The organism is Streptomyces sp. JH34 (genome assembly GCF_029428875.1).
Taxonomy (GTDB): domain Bacteria; phylum Actinomycetota; class Actinomycetes; order Streptomycetales; family Streptomycetaceae; genus Streptomyces.
The window spans coordinates 3,483,445-3,501,186 of record NZ_JAJSOO010000001.1; the positions used below are offsets into that span (position 1 = coordinate 3,483,445).

12 protein-coding genes, 4 tRNA genes and 1 other RNA gene are annotated in these 17,742 nt (G+C 71.4%); 6 read left to right on the forward strand and 11 right to left on the reverse strand.

Features of this window, described 5'->3' with window-relative positions; all coding sequences use genetic code 11:
• Positions 1-30 precede the first annotated feature (30 nt).
• The 5 genes from LWJ43_RS15450 to purS all read right to left on the reverse strand — a co-directional run bounded on the left by LWJ43_RS15450 (position 31) and on the right by purS (position 5,400).
• Positions 31-1,218, reverse strand: a complete 1,188-nt coding sequence (locus tag LWJ43_RS15450; protein ID WP_277332828.1) for a hypothetical protein — start codon at positions 1,216-1,218, stop codon at positions 31-33.
• A gap of 376 nt (positions 1,219-1,594) precedes the next feature.
• Entirely contained in the window at positions 1,595-2,119 is a 525-nt protein-coding gene (locus LWJ43_RS15455) for an ArsR/SmtB family transcription factor (protein WP_277332829.1), read from the reverse strand.
• 106 nt (positions 2,120-2,225) lie between these two features.
• Positions 2,226-4,475 (reverse strand): phosphoribosylformylglycinamidine synthase subunit PurL, encoded by a 2,250-nt coding sequence (purL, locus tag LWJ43_RS15460; protein ID WP_277332830.1) that lies wholly within the window; start codon positions 4,473-4,475, stop codon positions 2,226-2,228.
• On the reverse strand, positions 4,472-5,152 hold the full coding sequence (gene purQ, locus LWJ43_RS15465; protein WP_277332831.1) for a phosphoribosylformylglycinamidine synthase subunit PurQ: 681 nt from the start codon (positions 5,150-5,152) through the stop codon (positions 4,472-4,474). The genes purL and purQ overlap by 4 nt, the downstream gene beginning before the upstream one ends.
• The gene (gene purS / locus LWJ43_RS15470; RefSeq protein ID WP_014155066.1) at positions 5,149-5,400 is read right to left on the reverse strand and encodes a phosphoribosylformylglycinamidine synthase subunit PurS; all 252 of its coding nucleotides are present in this window, start codon (positions 5,398-5,400) and stop codon (positions 5,149-5,151) included. Before purS ends, purQ begins: the two co-directional genes overlap by 4 nt.
• Before the next feature lie 384 nt (positions 5,401-5,784).
• Between purS and LWJ43_RS15475 the strand changes: the two genes are divergently transcribed.
• From LWJ43_RS15475 to LWJ43_RS15495, 5 genes are all read left to right on the forward strand, one after another.
• Complete coding sequence (locus tag LWJ43_RS15475; RefSeq protein WP_277332832.1) at positions 5,785-6,120, forward strand: histone-like nucleoid-structuring protein Lsr2; 336 nt, start codon at positions 5,785-5,787, stop codon at positions 6,118-6,120.
• A 152-nt stretch (positions 6,121-6,272) separates the two neighbouring features.
• Positions 6,273-6,344 (forward strand) — tRNA-Gly (locus LWJ43_RS15480).
• Between the two features lie 79 nt (positions 6,345-6,423).
• Positions 6,424-6,496: transfer RNA gene (locus LWJ43_RS15485), tRNA-Gly, on the forward strand.
• 167 nt (positions 6,497-6,663) lie between these two features.
• A complete protein-coding gene (locus LWJ43_RS15490) occupies positions 6,664-7,923 on the forward strand; it encodes a sensor histidine kinase (protein WP_277332833.1) in 1,260 nt (419 codons plus the stop codon).
• A gap of 503 nt (positions 7,924-8,426) precedes the next feature.
• Positions 8,427-8,502, forward strand: a tRNA-Gly gene (locus tag LWJ43_RS15495).
• A gap of 41 nt (positions 8,503-8,543) precedes the next feature.
• On the opposite strand, the gene LWJ43_RS15500 is transcribed toward LWJ43_RS15495, so the two are convergent.
• From LWJ43_RS15500 to ffs, 6 genes are all read right to left on the reverse strand, one after another.
• Positions 8,544-9,470 carry a phosphoribosylaminoimidazolesuccinocarboxamide synthase gene (locus LWJ43_RS15500; RefSeq protein WP_277332834.1) on the reverse strand — a complete coding sequence of 309 codons (927 nt, stop codon included), beginning with the start codon at positions 9,468-9,470 and terminating at the stop codon, positions 8,544-8,546.
• A gap of 207 nt (positions 9,471-9,677) precedes the next feature.
• Entirely contained in the window at positions 9,678-11,141 is a 1,464-nt protein-coding gene (locus tag LWJ43_RS15505) for a N,N-dimethylformamidase beta subunit family domain-containing protein (RefSeq protein ID WP_277332835.1), read from the reverse strand.
• Positions 11,142-11,358: 217 nt separating this feature from the next.
• Positions 11,359-13,086 (reverse strand): M48 family metalloprotease, encoded by a 1,728-nt coding sequence (locus tag LWJ43_RS15510; RefSeq protein ID WP_277332836.1) that lies wholly within the window; start codon positions 13,084-13,086, stop codon positions 11,359-11,361.
• 380 nt (positions 13,087-13,466) lie between these two features.
• Entirely contained in the window at positions 13,467-14,720 is a 1,254-nt protein-coding gene (gene purD, locus LWJ43_RS15515) for a phosphoribosylamine--glycine ligase (protein ID WP_277332837.1), read from the reverse strand.
• A gap of 111 nt (positions 14,721-14,831) precedes the next feature.
• Positions 14,832-17,075: a DNA polymerase III subunit gamma and tau gene (locus tag LWJ43_RS15520; protein WP_277332838.1), complete on the reverse strand. Its 2,244-nt coding sequence runs from the start codon at positions 17,073-17,075 to the stop codon at positions 14,832-14,834.
• An 80-nt stretch (positions 17,076-17,155) separates the two neighbouring features.
• Positions 17,156-17,250: signal recognition particle sRNA small type (ffs, locus tag LWJ43_RS15525), an RNA gene on the reverse strand.
• Positions 17,251-17,383: 133 nt separating this feature from the next.
• On the opposite strand from ffs, the gene LWJ43_RS15530 reads away from it, so the two are divergent.
• A tRNA-Ser gene (locus tag LWJ43_RS15530) sits at positions 17,384-17,471 on the forward strand.
• Positions 17,472-17,742: the final 271 nt, after the last annotated feature.

Below are 17,742 nucleotides of genomic sequence, written 5' to 3' on the forward strand. Positions count from 1 at the left end.
GCGCCTGTGACAAGGGCTCCTCACGCGGGCTCAGCTCCCGGCGAAGTCCGAGGCCGCGGGATAGGTGACACCGGTGCAGCCCCGGCGAGCGGTGGCGTCCTCGACGTACGCCCGGAACAGGGGCTCCAGCCGGTCCCCGAGTACGTCGTCGTACGGGAAGGACACCTGCATCAGATGCAGGGCGGGCCTGCCGCCGCAGACGGAGGAGGCCCACCAGATGCCGTCGGCCGATCCCGCCGAAGAGGAGTCGACCGGGGTCCCGTTCCCCACGCCGGCGCGCAGCCCCCTGGTGCCGTCGCCCACCAGTGTGTCCGTCTGCATCCACAGCGGGGACAGGGTCAGGACCTTGTCGAGATCCCTGCCGTCCGGGTGGGTCTTCTCGTAGGCCGGCCAGATCCTCTCGGTCCCTTCCGGGCTCATCGCCAGCAGGCAGGAGTCATGGGCACTGGCCTTCCCGGCCGGTGCGGCGAGCGCCCGGTCGGGGAGCTCGCCCTGCCCGCGGGCGGCGGTGTGCCGTCCGAACCAGGCGCAGGTGCCGCCCGCTTTCGCGGCGGGGACGAGGGCGGTCCTCGGCTCGGGGAACGCGGTGGGCACAGGGGGGAGTTCGGCCCGGCAGCCCTTCTTCGCGGCGGCCCGCTGCGCCGCCTGGCGTGCCAGAGCCGTGAGGTCGCGGCGGTCCCCGGACGTGACGGGGCCGTCGTACAGGGCCGAGGCCTCGGCCCTGACGGAGGAGATCCGGCCCCCGTCCGCGCAGAGGGCCCTGACCGTCACCGTGTCGGCGTCGTACTCGCCCAGCCCGCCGTCGCCCAGCGGATGCGGCAGTGTGTACTGGGCGGCAGCCGTGACGTCGTCCCTGTTCCGGGTGGTGAAGTAGTCGAAGGGCTCATGGTCGGCCTCTGTCATGCGCTCGTCGGCGTTCGGGGCGGCCGGGTACAGCGTGAGGTCGAGCGAGAAGCGCCCGTAGGCCGCCCGCGGCTCACCCACCCGGTGGACGACACAACTGCTGTCACTCCGCGCGGTGCTGATGTGGTGGCGGTCGGAGAGTGTCACCCGGTCGACACCCCCGTTCAGCGCGAGCACCCGGTCGGGGTCGACGAGACCGCCGCACCCCTCCTCTATGAGGTCGCGGCTCTCGGCCCGGGTACGGAGATCGAGCACATCACTGACGAGCGCCCAGACACTGAGGCCGATGCCCGCCACGGCGACCAGCACGAACACCGTGTTCAGGATCCCTCGCAGACGCCCCCGGCCGGCAGACCCGTCCCCGGCTCCGTGCGTTCCGTCGTCCATCATCGGCCCCCGTCACATCGACCACCCGTGGCGCCCCGCAAGTTATCAGTCGCCGCCGACAGCCTCCTCGACCACGCAGGCCTCGCTGTCGGCCGGACTTGTCCCTCCCCCGGACCGTGCCCCCGCCTTCACCTGGAGGGGGGCGCGCCGGGCGTGCGCGCGGACCGGAGTCCCCGCTGAGGTGATCACGCCGGCCGCCGCCCGCCTGCGCGACGGTGCCGCCCGCCGTCGCTACCGGCGGGCACCGAAGACCGGGACGTCGCGGTCGGGCCGGGCGGCCGGCCACAGCCACCGCGTGCGGGTCTCACGGCCGGGCGGCCGTGAGCACCACCAGCAGCGGCACCACACGGGAACCCGGCACCTCGTAACGCCCGCGCCCCGTGGTGTGCAGCCAGCCCGCGCCGGTCAGCTGGCGGAGATGGTGGTAGATCTGGCCGGTCGTGCCCGTGTCGTCCAGCCCCGCCAGTTCGGCGGCGGTGCGGCAGCCGCCGAGGATCTCGCGGAGCAGCCGCAGCCGTACGGGGTGGCCCAGCGCGGCGAGCGGCTCGGCGGCCTCCGCCCAGTCGGGGCGTTCCTCCTCGGTGCCGAGGAGCCCCGCGGTGAGCGCGCCGTACTGCCACTCGTAGTGCTCACCGGCCGGCAGTCTCACCGCTCCCGTGAACAGCACCCCGCCGTCGGCGGCGGCCTCCCCGACCTGTTCGAGCTGCTCCTTCAGCCCGTCCAGTGCCCAGAAGTCCCCGTCGCCCAGACCGGGCTTGCCGCCCTCCGCCGCCCGCTCCAGCACCGCGAGGCGGCGCTCCAGCTCGGCGACACGCTCCTCAAGCTTCACAGAACCCAACCTTACGTAATTACGTAACATCCATCAACTGTTTCGTGTGAGGACGCCGAAGCCCCCGTCCGGTCAACCCGGACGGGGGCTTCGGTACAGGCCGAATTTAGGCGAACAGACCCTCCAGGGTCCCCTCGTGCGCCGTGCGCAGCTCGCTCAGCGGGATGCTGAACTCGCCCTGGATCTCGATCTCCTCGCCGTCCACGACACCGATCCGGGCGACGGGAAGACCCCGGGCGCCGCACATGTCGGTGAAGCGGAGCTCCTCGCTGCGCGGAACCGAGACGACCGCACGTCCCGCGGACTCCGAGAACAGGAAGGTGAACGCGTCCAGACCGTCCGGGACGACCAGCCGGGCGCCCTTCCCGCCGCGCAGGCAGGACTCGGTGACCGCCTGGATCAGACCGCCGTCGGACAGGTCGTGCGCCGCGTCGATCATGCCGTCGCGGGAGGCCGAGATCAGGATCTCGCCGAGCAGCTTCTCGCGGCCCAGGTCGACCTTGGGCGGCATGCCGCCGAGGTGCTGGTGGACGACCTCGGACCAGGCCGAGCCGCCGAACTCCTCGCGGGTGTCGCCCAGGAGGTATAGCAGCTGGCCCTCCTCGGCGAACGCGACCGGCGTGCGCCGGGTGACGTCGTCGATCACACCGAGGACGGCCACGACGGGCGTCGGGTGGATCGCCGTCTCGCCGGTCTGGTTGTACAGCGACACGTTGCCGCCGGTCACCGGGGTGCCCAGCTCCAGGCAGCCGTCGGCGAGACCACGGGTGGCCTCGGCGAACTGCCACATGACGTCCGGGTCCTCGGGCGAACCGAAGTTCAGGCAGTCCGAGATGGCGAGCGGCTTGGCGCCGGACGCGGCGACGTTGCGGTAGGACTCCGCGAGGGCCAGCTGCGCACCCGTGTACGGGTCGAGCTTGGCGTAGCGGCCGTTGCCGTCGGTCGCCATGGCCACGCCCAGGTTCGACTTCTCGTCGATCCGGACCATGCCGGCGTCCTCGGGCATCGCGAGCACGGTGTTGCCCTGCACGAAGCGGTCGTACTGGTCGGTGATCCAGGACTTGGAGGCCTGGTTCGGGGAACCGACCAGCCTGAGGACCTGCTCACGCAGCTCCGTGCCGTTCGCCGGGCGGGCCAGCCTGCCGGCGTCGTCGGCCTGCAGCGCGTCCTGCCAGGAGGGCCGCGCGAACGGCCGGTGGTACGTCGGGCCCTCGTGGGCGACGGAACGCGGCGGTACGTCCACGATCTGCTCGCCGTGCCAGAAGATCTCCAGCTGCGAGCCCTCGGTCACCTCACCGATGACGGTGGCGATGACGTCCCACTTCTCGCAGATCTCCATGAAGCGGTCCACGTGCTGCGGCTCGACGATCGCGCACATGCGCTCCTGCGACTCGCTCATGAGGATTTCCTCGGGCGAGAGGGAGGAGTCGCGCAGCGGCACGGTGTCCAGCTCGACACGCATACCGCCGGAGCCCGCGGAGGCCAGCTCGCTCGTGGCGCAGGAGAGCCCGGCGCCGCCGAGGTCCTGGATGCCCGCGACGAGCTTCTCCTTGAAGATCTCCAGGGTGCACTCGATGAGGAGCTTCTCCTGGAACGGGTCGCCGACCTGGACGGCGGGGCGCTTGGTGGGCTTGGTGTCGTCGAAGGTCTCCGAGGCCAGCACGGAGACGCCGCCGATGCCGTCACCGCCCGTGCGGGCGCCGTACAGGATCACCTTGTTGCCGGGGCCGGAGGCCTGGGCCAGGTGGATGTCCTCGTGCTTCATCACGCCGATGCAGCCGGCGTTGACGAGCGGGTTGCCCTGGTAGCAGGCGTCGAAGACGACCTCGCCGCCGATGTTCGGCAGGCCGAGGCAGTTTCCGTAGCCGCCGATGCCCGCGACGATGCCCGGCAGGACGCGCCGGGTGTCGGGGTGGTCGGCCGCACCGAAGCGCAGCGGGTCGACGACCGCGATCGGGCGGGCGCCCATGGCCAGGATGTCGCGGACGATGCCGCCGACGCCGGTGGCCGCGCCCTGGTAGGGCTCGATGTACGAGGGGTGGTTGTGCGACTCGACCTTGAAGGTCACCGCGTAACCCTGACCGACGTCGACCACACCGGCGTTCTCGCCGATGCCGACGAGCATCGCGTCGTTCTCGGGGACCTTCTCGCCGAACTGCTTGAGGTGGACCTTGCTGCTCTTGTAGGAGCAGTGCTCGGACCACATCACGGAGTACATGGCGAGCTCGGCGCCGGTGGGACGGCGGCCCAGGATCTCGCGGATCCGGGCGTACTCGTCCTCCTTGAGGCCGAGCTCCTTCCAGGGCTGTCCGGCGTCCGGAGTTTCGGCCGCGTGCTTGACCGTGTCCAGGCTCATGCGTTGACCAGCTTCTTGATGATCGAGGTGAAGAAACCCAGGCCGTCGGTGCGTCCGGTGCCGATCAGCGGCTCGACGGCGTGCTCCGGGTGCGGCATCAGACCGACGATGTTGCCCGCGGCGTTGGTGATGCCGGCGATGTCGCGCAGCGAGCCGTTCGGGTTGACGTCGGCGTAACGGAAGGCGACGCGGCCCTCGGCCTCCAGCTCGTCGAGCGTGCGCTCGTCGGCGGTGTACCTGCCGTCCACGTTCTTCAGCGGTACGGAGATCTCCTGGCCCGCCGTGTAGTCCGAGGTCCAGGCCGTCTCCGCGTTCTCCACCCGCAGCTTCTGGTCGCGGCAGATGAAGTGGAGGTGGTTGTTGCGCAGCATCGCCCCGGGCAGCAGGTGTGCCTCGGTCAGGATCTGGAAACCGTTGCAGATACCGAGGACCGGCAGACCGGCCTTCGCCTGCTCGATGACGGTCTCCATCACCGGCGAGAAACGCGAGATGGCGCCGGCGCGCAGATAGTCGCCGTAACTGAATCCGCCCGCCAGGATGACGGCGTCGACCTGGCGGAGGTCCTTGTCGCGGTGCCAGAGGGATACGGGTTCGGCACCCGCGATCCGTACGGCCCGCAGGCTGTCCTGGTCGTCGAGCGTGCCGGGAAAAGTGACGACTCCAATACGGGTGGTCACTTCTCCTCCTCCACCGTGACGGTGAAGTCCTCGATGACGGTGTTGGCGAGGAAGGTCTCGGCGATCTCGTTAATGCGGGCGAGGGCGGCGTCGTCGACCGGCCCCTCGACCTCGAGCTCGAAACGCTTTCCCTGACGAACGTCCGCGATTCCGTCGAAGCCGAGACGGGGCAGTGCGCGCTGCACAGCCTGTCCCTGCGGGTCGAGGATCTCCGGCTTGAGCATGACGTCGACTACGACGCGTGCCACTGGCACTCCCGGTGGTGTGGTGCGGCTGTGTCTCCGAGGGGTTCCCCAGATCCCCGCGGGTCCACTCAGCGTACCTGGCCAGAAATTCTACGCGGGTAGATATCGCCTCGCCCTGATCACGGCGAGATATCGGCGGCAACGACGCCCAGGGAAAATCCTGGGAAAAATCTTCACCCGGATTGCACGCCGGGACACGGCGGCAACACGCGGATGTAATTGGCCGGGCTTCACAATGCGGCTCCCCCCGCTGTACAAATGAATACGCAGGAAAGCACGATTGCCCCGGAACAGTCGACACCAGTCGATCCGTATCCACCCAGCCGCCGGAAGGCCGGCATCGACGCATGTCAGGCGCGACGATGCCGAAGGAAAGGACCGATATCCGTGGCTCAGCGCGTAGTGGTTACGCTCTCCGACGACATCGACGGGGGAGAAGCGGAGGAAACGGTCTCCTTCGCCCTGGACGGGAAGTCGTACGAGATCGACCTCAATCCCGCCAATGCAAAGAAACTGCGTAAGACCCTGGCCCCGTACGTGGCGGCCGGCCGAAAGCAGACAAACACCGGCAAGCGCGGCAGGGCTCCGGCTTCCTACCACCACACGTCGCTGGCGCCGGACCCCGCGGCCGTGCGCGCCTGGGCCCGCTCTCACCGGATGGAGGTGCCGGCCCGCGGCCGGATCCCCAAGAAGGTCTACGAGGCGTTCAACGCCGCCAGTTGAGGCCGACGCCCGGAATGTTCCGTTCCGTTCAGTGGCCCGCCGCCTGCCGGAGCGACACCTCGGGGAGCCGACTTGCACAACACCCCTGCAGGTCGGCTAGAGTCTGGAGCACGCCGAAGGGCAAGGCCGAAAAGCCGGGTCCGACGCAGCGTGCGGGTGTAGTTCAGTAGTAGAACATCCCCCTTCCAGGGGGAAGGCGCAGTGTGCAATTCCTGTCACCCGCTCTGCACTGCCTTACCGGACCACTCAGTGGATCAGGTAGAGTAGTGAGCGCTCCACCGGTGAAAGCCGAGTGGCAGCAATGCGGACGTAGCTCAGTTGGTAGAGCGCAACCTTGCCAAGGTTGAGGTCGCCAGTTCGAACCTGGTCGTCCGCTCTTGATTCAAAGGCCCCGGTCGATTTTCGACCGGGGCCTTTGACGTTTCCGGATATCGACGCATGCCGCTCGTCATGAGCAGTGAGGCCACCACGCACCGGTCGCGGCCGTGATCCGGCGGAAGTCCTGGCACAAGAGGTCCGCGGGCTGCAGGGGGAGCGAGAAACGTGTGGGTACGGGCACAGGTGCTCAAGTGGAAGCGCCGCGACGGGTTCGACAAGATCGATCTCTACACGCGCGGGACCCTGCACTCCACGGTCTGGGGGACGGTTCTGTGCGTTTCGCTGCTGTCGGTGACCCACCCGGTGCGGGACTCCGACGCCCCCGTCGCCCTGATCGCCGGTACGGTCCTGACCGCCGTCGCACAGGGCGTCTGCTCGGTGCCGCTGGTCCCCCGGGCCCTCGGCGGCTACCTCGGCCGCGAGGCCGTCACCGGCCGGCTGATCTTCCTCTCGGCCGTCCTGTTCCTCGCGAACGCCGCATGTCTGCTGACGCTCGGTTGGTTCACCGGCACCGAGGAGTACCCCGAACTCCCGGTGGCGCTGGGGAGTGTGACGTTGCCCTTCCTCACCCCTCTCGTCCTCGCCGTACCGGTGTGGGTGTCCGCGGTGTGCGTCGCGGCGATCGCGGGTGGCATGACCGGCGGCGCCCTGCTGGCCGGAGCCACCGGGTCCTTCGCCCTGACCACCCTGGCGGGGATCGGTCTCGGCGGAGCGCTGGTCGCGAGCACCGTGCGGCTCTCCGCCTGGACCCTCGGCATCACGCAGAAGCTCCGTGACGCCCGGGACGTGCAGACCCGGCTGGCGGTCGCCGAGGAACGCCTGCGCTTCGGCCGGGACATGCACGACGTCCTGGGCCGTAACCTCGCGGTGATCGCGCTGAAGAGCGAGCTCGCGGTCGAACTGGCGGAGCGCGGGATCCCCTCGGCGACGGACCAGATGGTCGAGGTACAGCGCATCGCACGCGCCTCGCAGCAGGAGGTCCGGGACGTCGTACGGGGCTATCGCGAGGCCGATCTCCGTACGGAACTACTGGGCGCCCAGGGGGTTTTGCGGGCGGCCGGCATCGCGTGCGCCGTCCACGGCGACGGCGACGAGCTTCCCTCACCGGTGCAGTCGGCTCTCGGCTGGGCCGTACGCGAGGCGGCCACCAACGTGCTGCGGCACGGTGACCCCCGGCGGTGCGACATCCGGCTGGAGACGGCGCGGGGATCCGTCCGGCTGGTCGTGGAGAACGACGGGGTGACGCCGGACACGGCCGTCGTCCCCGGCAGCGGCTCCGGGCTCCACGGGCTCCGGGAACGGCTGGCCGCGGTCGGCGGTTCACTGGAGGCGGGACCGACGGGTGACGGGGCGTTCCATCTGACCGCCGCCGTACCGCTGCCCTCACCCCGGACCACCGCGACCGCCCCGCCGGAGACGGGCTGACACCCGAAGAGCTGACACCCGCACCGGCCCGCCATGGCCGTCCTGGACCTCGGGATGCCGGACGGTGTGAAGGTCGCCACATCGACGCGGTCCGCCCTCCACGGCCGCCGGGGCGTGATCGTGACGAGCCATGGCCCGCGCTGCGATCCGAAGCGCGCTCCGGAGACGTACGTCGGGGAGCTCGTCGCACACACCCGGCACCCGGCGGCCGGCCGGGATCATCCGCACGGTGCCTGCGGGAAACCGCTGTGGGAGAACGGAGTTGGCCGCGCACGCGAACTTCGCGGAGGCTCGCCGCCGACCGAACGCGAGGCCGAAGCACTGGAGCCGGCCACGGACGGACACCGGTCGCGGAGATCGCGAAACGGCGTCGCCGCACCTGGGCACGGCGGGCGACCACCTGCCGTCGGCCGTCTCCGCCCCCGGTACGGAGAACCGTCACCCGGCAGCGCGTCCCGCACGGGCGAGAGGTTGGGTATAGTTGGCAGCGCGCTGCGGCGCATGCGGACGTAGCTCAGTTGGTAGAGCGCAACCTTGCCAAGGTTGAGGTCGCCAGTTCGAACCTGGTCGTCCGCTCCATGTGAGAAGGCCCCGGTCCTCGTGACCGGGGCCTTCCGCCGTTACAGCTGCTGATCCGACCAGTTCAGGCCCGTCAGGAGCTCGTACGCATCCAGGTACTTGGCCCGGGTCGCGTCGACGATCGCCTGCGGCAGCGGCGGGGGCGGCTGCTCGCCGTGCCGGTCCCAGCCGGAGGCCGGCGAGGTCAGCCAGTCGCGCACGAACTGCTTGTCGTACGACGGCTGCGCCTTGCCCGGCTCCCAGACCTCGGCCGGCCAGAAGCGGGAGGAGTCCGGCGTCAGCACCTCGTCCGCCAGGATCAGCTCCTCGCCGCCGTCCTCGGTGGGCGCGAAACCGAACTCGAACTTCGTGTCGGCGAGGATGATCCCGCGCTCACGGGCGATGTCCCGGGCGCGGCCGTAGACGTCCAGCGTCGTCCGGCGCAGCAGGGACGCCGTCTCGGGGCCGACCTCGCGGGCGACCTCCTCGTACGAGACGTTCTCGTCGTGATCGCCGACCGCGGCCTTCGTGGCCGGGGTGAAGACAGGCCCCGGCAGTTCGGAGCCGTCGACGAGCCCGTCGGGCAGACCGATCCCGCACACCGTTTGGGTGGAGTTGTACTCGGCCAGGCCGGAGCCGGCGAGATAACCGCGCGCCACACACTCGACCTGGACCATCCGCAGCGAACGGCAGATCAGGGTCCGGCCGGCCCAGTCGGCGGGTGCCCCGGCGGGAAGCTCCGTCGACAGCACGTGGTTGGGGACGAGATCGGCGAGCTGGTCGAACCACCACAGCGACAGCTGGGTGAGCACACGGCCCTTGTCGGGGATCTCGGTGGGAAGGACCCAGTCGTACGCGGAGATGCGGTCGCTGGCGACCATCACGAGGTCCCCCGCCTCGTTCCGGTACAGGTCGCGCACCTTGCCGGTGTGCAGATGGGTGAGCCCCGGCACCTGCACAGGCTCGGGCTTTTCTACGAAACCGGACACGCTGCCTCCGCGTAGGTTGATCCAGGAGTCGTTCCGATTGTCCCGCATGCGAAGGAGCCGCGCCGCCGGGGGTCGCACCGTGGACGGGGTGGGGCCCGCCGGGGTGGGGCCAGGTTCGGTGGGGACCGGCGCGCGGCAGGGTGCCGGGCCCGCTTCGCCGTCCGGCGTCCCCGACGCGCTTCTCCGCCGGGGCCCTGCCCCCTCGGGTCAGTCCCTCTTGCAGATCCGGTCGAGCAGATTGGCCGTGGCCCGTTGGATGCGGGGATCGACGTGGCCGGGCCGGTCAAGGGCCGGGGACCATGCGAAGGTGCCCGAGGCGAAGACGAGCGCGCCCGACGGTGCGCGGTACAGCGAGGTCTCCTGGTGCCGGGTGGCCCCGTCGCTGTCGGCGTACGGGGAGTGCGCGAGGAGCATCCGGCTCTCGTGCTCGGGCAGCGTCGTACGCGGGAAGTACCGGTCGGCCTCTCCCGCGACCAGTCCGTCGATCTCGTCCCCCTCGGCCGCGCCCGTGGCCTCCCACAGCCAGTGGCTCGCGTTCCGCACGACCAGGGGGTGGGGATCGGGGACCCGGCCCGCGTACTGGATGCCCAGCAGCTGCTGCTCGGGGCGGTCCATCTCACGCCACAGCGCGGATTTCCCCGGTCCTCGGCGCTTGCGGCAGGTGAGCAGGCGGTCGGGGACGCCGGAGGGCGACGGGCCGAGGCCGACCTGCCAGTACATGGTGTTGGCCGAGAGGAAGACGAGCGAGGTGCCGGTGTCCCGGGCGAGCTCGGTGGTCCGGCGCATCGGGAGCGACCAGTACTCGTCGTGCCCGGGGAAGACGAGGCCCCGGTAACGGCTGGGATCGACACGTCCGGCGTGCAGGTCGCGGGCGTCGGCGTACGCGAGGTCGTAGCCGTAGCGCTCGGCCCAGCGGATGAAGTCGTAGGCGTGGCCGACGTGGAGGGGCAGCCCGGCGCCCGCGTAGGGGCGGTCGAAGGAGATGGTGACCGCGGCGTCCTCCTCGCCCAGCAGCCTGCCCTGTTCGTCCCAGGCGTGGTAGAGGCTCGCGCCCGTGCGGCCGTCCTCCGGATAGAGGTTGTAGGCCTGCCAGGTGACATCGGGAAGCAGGAGCAGCAGGTCCGCCGGATGATCGTCGCGGACGGTGAAGGGGACGTGCGAGCGGTGGCCGTCGGCGGTGGTGAGCACGGCGACGTACGCCCCGACCGACCAGTAGCCGGGGATCTGCAGTCGCCAGGAGAGCCACCAGTGATGGCAGGAGACCGTCCGCTCCGCGGCCAGCGGCGCCGGCTGGACGATGCCGGAGAGGCGTGGGCTGGTGGTGATCTTGGCGGCACCGTCGCCCGCGTAGTGGCCGATGCGGTAGACGTCGACGGAGAACTGCTGGGGCGGGTCCACGGTGATGTGGAAGTCGATCGCCTCGCCGGGCGCCGCCGCTCCGGGGGAGGCGAAGCCCTTGATCTGCTGGCGCACGTCGTCGGCCGCACGCGTGCCGCCGCCGGTGCCACCGCGGCCGAGGGCCGCGTCCGTGTACCAGGGGACGACCTGGCCGGTGTCGTCCAGGTAGTTCTCACTGCCGCGCAGCCAAGGCAGCGGGCCCTGTCCGAAAGGGTCGCTCACGGCATGCGCGAGGGCACCCGATTCCCAGCGCCGGATATGCTCCGCCCCCATCCCGCTCCCCTCCCTCGTCCCCCGACACCTCTGGTGCGCCGCCTACCGGCGCCACCCCCAGCACATCACATCACGCATGCACTCCGTTACCGTTCGTCGCTAATCGATGTGAACAAAGCTCGATCTTCCGGATATTGCCGGAAGGTATGGCGCATTTCACTATCTAAGTGGACGAACGGCCGTGCGCTCAGGTGCAACGCCCACCCCCGCGCACCTCTCAGCCCAGGCGTACGGGCTTGTCGGTACGCACCCCGACCGCGGTGAGCCAGGAGAGCAGCGGCTCCGCGTCCCCGTCCTCGACGAGGCTCAGCACCGGGGCTCCGAGGTCCGACCTGCGACCGCCGTCGACCAGCAGCGCGGGGCCGTCGAGCCAGTCGAGCCCGGGCGCGGCCCCCGCCGTGTCCACGGCGGCGCAGCAGACCATCGCCACGACGTGGTCGGCGAGCAGCTCCGTGCCCGTACGAGGGGGCTGGAGGGGGAAGAGCGGGAGCGGTACGGGGCCCCAGAGGTCGAGGGGGCCGGTACCCGCTCCCGACGACGAACCGTCCGCCGGGGCGCTGCCCGCGCCGGTCCCGGGAGGTGGCGCCGTCTCCTCCTCGTCGCGGGCGACGGCGGCGCCGATCCCGGCCGCGAGCGCCTCGCTGTCGGCGCCCGGTGCCGCGAGGTGGCCGATCACCCGGGCCAGCGTGGGGACGCCGTCGGCGCCTGACGTCTCGGGGCCTCCCACGGAAACCGCGGTGGCCACGCCCATGGCGTCGAGCACCCGGTGCAGACGGGCTGCCTCCGTACGCCACTTCCGGTCCACGACCTCTTCCGGATACTGCTGCCAGTCGACCGGAGACCAGCCGGGACCGGTCTCGGCCGGCCCCCCGTGGAAGAGCCTGGCCGCCAGGAGCGAAGCGGCCTCGTCGGCCGCGCCGGGTTCCTCGATCAGATCGCAGGCCGGGCGCTCACCCAGGCGCGAGGTGAAGCCCTCCGCCAGCCGGTCGCGCCGCGAGAGCTCCGTGAGCGCGGAGACGACACCCGCGTCGAGCCGGGAGGGCCAGCGCCCCATCCGCCAGGCCGGAAGGGCGACCCGGGTCAGCAGGCGGTCCCAGCCCGCGTAGGCGAGGCCGACCTGCTCCTGGGCGACGGTCCGCAGCCCGTGGTCCACCTCGTGGGCGCGCCCCGACGCGGCGGCGGCGACGCAGCGCTCCATCTCCGCCGCGTGTCCGCGGCAGCCGCGCAGCAGCACCTTGGCGACCCACCCCACGAAGGCCGTGGGGGCCCTGCGCACGAATCCCTGCCCTGGCAGGTCGGCGTCGGCGACAGCGGCGTCGAGGCCACGGACGAAACGGCGGGCGGCGGCTATGTCCGGGTGCGCCGACGGCCCGGTGCCCGCGACGACCGGGGCGAGCACCGCCCGCAGCTCGGCGACCCTCATCCACCACAGGAAGGGCGACCCGATCACGAGGACGGGGGCCGCCGGGATCCGGCGGCCCCGCCGGATCCCGGTCTGCCCCTCGGTGTCCTTCCCCCGCGGCTGGGCCGCGGGGTGCGTACGGTCCTCCAGCCAGCTGTCGCAGTCCGGGGTGAGCGCTATGGCCGACGGCGCGGGGACGTCCAGCCGGTCGGCGAGATCCCGGACCAGCCGGTAGAGATCGGGGGCCGCGGTCTCGGTGAGGGGCACGGTCGGGCTGACCGCCGGCCTCGCCCGCGCCACCGCGACGGCGACCGCCGCGGCGATCAGCAGAACCACGACGGCGCAGGCCGTCACCGCCCAGCTGACCGTGGACCAGACCCCCGGGCCGATGTGCCCCTGGGCGACCGCGACGAGCAGCACGACCGATGCGGCCGCCGGCAGGATCGCCAGGGCCGTGGCTCTGCTGCGGATGCGCAGCAGAGCCACGGCCCTGGCCCGCGCTGCGTGCGCACCCAGCTCCTCAACCGAACCGGTACCGGACACGGCCGTAGGTCACCCCCTCTGCCCCCGCGACGGTGTTGGTCACTCCCCCACTGTGGCACCCGTCACCGACATCGCAATGCCGGTGGGCCAAGTGCCCGAACGCTTGCGCCGCACCCTAGTTGGGGCCTCGGCGGGCGTCATCCGGATGGCCGAGTCGTCACCCGATGGAATGGCTTTGGGTAAAGCTGCTGACGGGCTGGTGTGCAGGTGTTCGGTGATACCGCAGCCCTTGCCCGGCGCCTCCGTGGATGGCCGGGACTGCCCCTGTGGCCCACCTCCACGGAGACCCTGAGACGCCTGTGCCCGGCACCTCCACGGACACCCGGACACGCCTGTGCCCGGCACCTCCGTGGAGGGCCGGGCACAGGGACGAGCGGGCCTCAGGCCTCTTCGGCCGCCTTGCGGGCGATGTCCGTACGGTGCTGGGAGCCGTCGAGCCGGATCCGGCCCACGGCGGTGTAGGCCCGCTCCCGGGCCTGCGCGAGGTCCTTGCCGGTCGCCGTGACGGAGAGCACGCGGCCTCCTGCGCTGAGGACGGCGTCGCCGTCCTGCCGGGTGCCGGCGTGCAGGACGAACGCGTCCGGCGCATCCTGCGCCACCACATCCGCGAGACCCTCGATCGGGTCTCCCGTCCGCGGCGTGTCCGGGTAGTTGTGCGAGGCGATGACCACGGTGACGGCGGCGTCGTCGCGCCAGTTCAGCGCGGGCACGACGTCCAGCGTGCCGTTGGCGGAACCGAGCAGGACCCCGGCGAGCGGCGTCTTCAGCCGGGCCAGGACCACCTGGGTCTCGGGGTCACCGAAGCGGGCGTTGAACTCGATGACCCGCACACCGCGCGAGGTGATCGCGAGACCCGCGTACAGCAGCCCGGAGAACGGGGTCCCGCGTCGGCGGAGCTCGTCGACGGTCGGCTGCAGGACGGTCTGCATGACCTCGTCGACCAGCTTCGGGTCCGCCCACGGGAGCGGGGAGTAAGCGCCCATGCCACCGGTGTTCGGGCCCTCGTCGCCGTCCAGGGCGCGCTTGAAGTCCTGGGCCGGCTGGAGGGGCAGCACCGTGGTGCCGTCGGTGATCGCGAAGAGGCTCACCTCGGGGCCGTCGAGGAACTCCTCGATGACCACGCGGTCGCAGGCCAGGGCGTGGGCACGCGCGGCCTCGACGTCGTCCGTGACGACTACGCCCTTACCGGCCGCGAGACCGTCGTCCTTCACGACGTACGGGGCGCCGAAGGCGTCCAGCGCCTCGTCGATCTCGGCGGGCGTCGTGCAGACGTAGCTACGGGCGGTCGGGACGTTGGCTCCGGCCATGACGTCCTTGGCGAACGCCTTGGATCCCTCCAGCTGGGCCGCCTCGCGCGAGGGGCCGAAGCAAGGGATGCCGGCCGCGCGCACGGCGTCGGCGACACCGGCGACAAGCGGGGCCTCCGGGCCGACGACCACCAACTCGGCGTCCAGCTCGGTGGCGAGGCGCGCGACGGCGTCACCGTCGAGTGCGTCGACCGGGTGGAGTTCGGCCACCTCTGCGATACCGGCGTTGCCGGGCGCGCAGTACAGAGCGGTGACATCGGGGTCGAGGGAGAGAGAGCGGCACAGGGCGTGTTCGCGGGCGCCGCCGCCGATGACGAGGACCTTCACGGGGTGCAGCCTAACCGCCGGTGGCCGGAGGCCTCGACGGGCGCCGCTCCGTGGACAGCCCCTGGACCGGGCGGGGACGGCAGACGGGCGGCCCGGGGAGCACGAGCCCCGCTACTCGTTGGTGAACTCCTCGACGACCGTGGCGCCCAGCTCGCGGACGATCAGGTCGTGCCCGGAGAGCGCGGAGTCGACCAGGTCGGGATCGTCCGCCTCTGCGGTGTCGTCCTCGGGTGCAACGGCCCGCGGCGGCTCGGGGGCGCGCTCGCGCTCGTACGAGGACGGCTCGGGCCGCCCGGGCTGCTGCGGCGGGGGCTGCTGAGCGGGCTGCGCGGCCGGCTCGGGGGCGGCCGGCCGGGACTCGTAGGACGGAGCCGGGGGCGGAGGCGCGGGTGCGGGCTGGTACGGAGCGGCCGGGGGCCTGCCGCCACCACCGCCACCGCCGGTCTGCGGCGGCTGGCCGCCACCGCCGCCCGACGGGTCGACGACCGCGTCGACGCGCCACTTGGCGTTGAACTGCTCGGCGAGGGCCTGCTTGAGCACCTCTTCGCTGCCACTGCTCGTGAAGGTGTCACGAGCACCGGCGTTGAGGAATCCGATCTGCAAGGTGCTGCCGTCGAAGCCGGTGACCTGGGCGTTCTGGCTGAGCAGGATCCAGGTGAACCGGCGTCGGTTCTTCACCGCGTCCAGGATGTCCGGCCACATGTTCCGCACCTGGGCGGCGCCCTGCGCCATGCCCTGCCCGCCGGGGGCGGGCGCCTGCGCGGCGGGAGCCGGGACCGGGGCAGCCGGAGCCGGGGCGGCGGCAGGCACGGGAGCCTGCGGTACGCCGCCACCGGGTGCGGAGGCGGTCGGCCAGCCACCGGGCCTGCGTGCCGGTTCCGCACCGCCCGCGCCGGCCGCGCCACTGCCGGCGCCTGCCGCCGAGGGCCAGGCCCCGGGACGCTGGCCGACGGGCGCCGAGGGCTGCTGGGGCTGAGGCTGCTGGGCCTGTGGCGCTTCCCGCGGTGCTGCTTGCTGAGGCTGGGGCTGCTGGGGCTGGGGCTGCTGGAACTCCGGGGCGGCCACCGCCTCCGCGGCGCGGGCCGCGGCGTGGCCTCCGGCACCCCCCGCGCCAGCGGGAGGCATCCCGACGCCGGCTCCATGGGCCTCAGGCCCCGGTACGTACCCCATGGCGGGTCCGGAGGCCGCGGCGAAGGAAGCACCGCGCTCCAGCCGGTCCAGCCGGGCCTGGAGCGAACGCTCGTCGTCGAAGGCGCCGGGCAGCAGCACCCGGGCGCAGATCAGCTCCACCTGCAGCCGGGGCGAGGTCGCCCCACGCATCTCGGTGAGCCCCTCGTTGACGAGATCGGCGGCGCGGCTCAGCTCCGCGGCGCCGAAGACGGACGCCTGTGCCTGCATCCGCTCGACCACGTCGGCGGGCGCGTCGATGAGCCCCTTGTCCCCCGCGTCCGGCACGGCGGCCAGGATCACGAGGTCGCGCAGCCGCTCCAGCAGGTCGGCGACGAAGCGCCGGGGGTCGTTGCCGCCCTCGATCACCCGGTCCACGACCTCGAACGCCGCCGCGCCGTCGCCCGCCGCGAAGGCGTCCACGATCGAGTCCAGCAGGGACCCGTCCGTGTAACCGAGGAGCGACGTCGCCATGGCGTATGTCACACCGTCGTCGCCCGCGCCGGCCAGCAGCTGGTCCATGACGGACATCGAGTCACGCACGGACCCCGCACCGGCCCGCACCACGAGCGGCAGCACACCGTCCTCGACGACGCTGCCCTCCTTGTCGCACACCTCCGCGAGATAACCGCGCAGCGTCCCCGGAGGGACCAGCCGGAAGGGGTAGTGGTGCGTACGCGACCGGATCGTGCCGATGACCTTCTCGGGCTCGGTGGTCGCGAAGATGAACTTGAGGTGCTCCGGCGGCTCCTCGACCACCTTCAGCAGGGCGTTGAACCCGGCCGGGGTGACCATGTGCGCCTCGTCGATGATGTAGATCTTGTACCGGCTCGACGCAGGCCCGAAGAACGCCTTCTCCCGCAGGTCACGGGCGTCGTCCACGCCACCGTGCGACGCGGCGTCGATCTCGATGACGTCGATCGAACCCGGCCCGTTGCGCGCGAGGTCCTGGCAGGACTGGCACTCCCCGCAGGGCGTGGGCGTGGGGCCCTGCTCGCAGTTCAGACAGCGGGCGAGGATGCGCGCGCTGGTCGTCTTTCCGCAGCCGCGCGGCCCGCTGAAGAGGTACGCGTGATTGACCCGGTTGTTCCGCAGGGCCTGCTGCAACGGGTCAGTGACATGCTCCTGCCCGATGACCTCGGCGAAGGACTCGGGGCGGTAGCGGCGGTAGAGCGCAAGGGACGACACACATACGAGGTTATCGGGGCGCACCGACAACCGGTCCCGCCCCGGACCGAGCGCCCGGCGGGACACCACACCCCGGACACACAAGGGCCCCCCACGCACCCGCCAGAGCCAACCTACCCTTGCTGCCTTCCGGCCCTGGGGGAGTTCAGTCAGATAGCGCCACGTGAGGGGCTGACGCCCACCTTAGCCGATCCCAGCCCCCTGTCGTCCACCCGCCTCCTCACCCGACCGCTCCCGGAGGACGGTCCGGAACGATCTCCGGGGAACGTGTTCGCGAGCACCCTCCAACGTCTTGTATTGTTTGCCGCGGAGGATTCGCCTAGTGGCCTAGGGCGCACGCTTGGAAAGCGTGTTGGGGGCAACCCCTCACGAGTTCGAATCTCGTATCCTCCGCCATTGCTCTCACCGGGCAATACGTCGAAGGGCCCCACCGCTTGCGGTGGGGCCCTTCGACGTTGCCGGTCTCAGTTCTGGTCTCATTTACTTCCGACATAGGAGACATTTCATTCCGCCGACTTGCCGTCGACGGGTCGAGTCACAGGACATCGCCTTCACTCAGAAGCGGGTTTCTGCCGACTCAGGACGCAGGCGTCCCCCGCGATCCGCCATTCTGGGTCCGTGCGGGACCGATTCCGGTCGGAGACCACCGGCACTCGTCTTTGTGAGG

What these genes read in the sequence shown, in the direction of transcription:
- purL (WP_277332830.1), bottom strand. Translation starts at nt 4,475, where the DNA reads ATGAGCCTGGACACGGTCAAGCACGCGGCCGAAACTCCGGACGCCGGA.
- LWJ43_RS15505 (WP_277332835.1), bottom strand. Translation starts at nt 11,141, where the DNA reads ATGGGGGCGGAGCATATCCGGCGCTGGGAATCGGGTGCCCTCGCGCAT.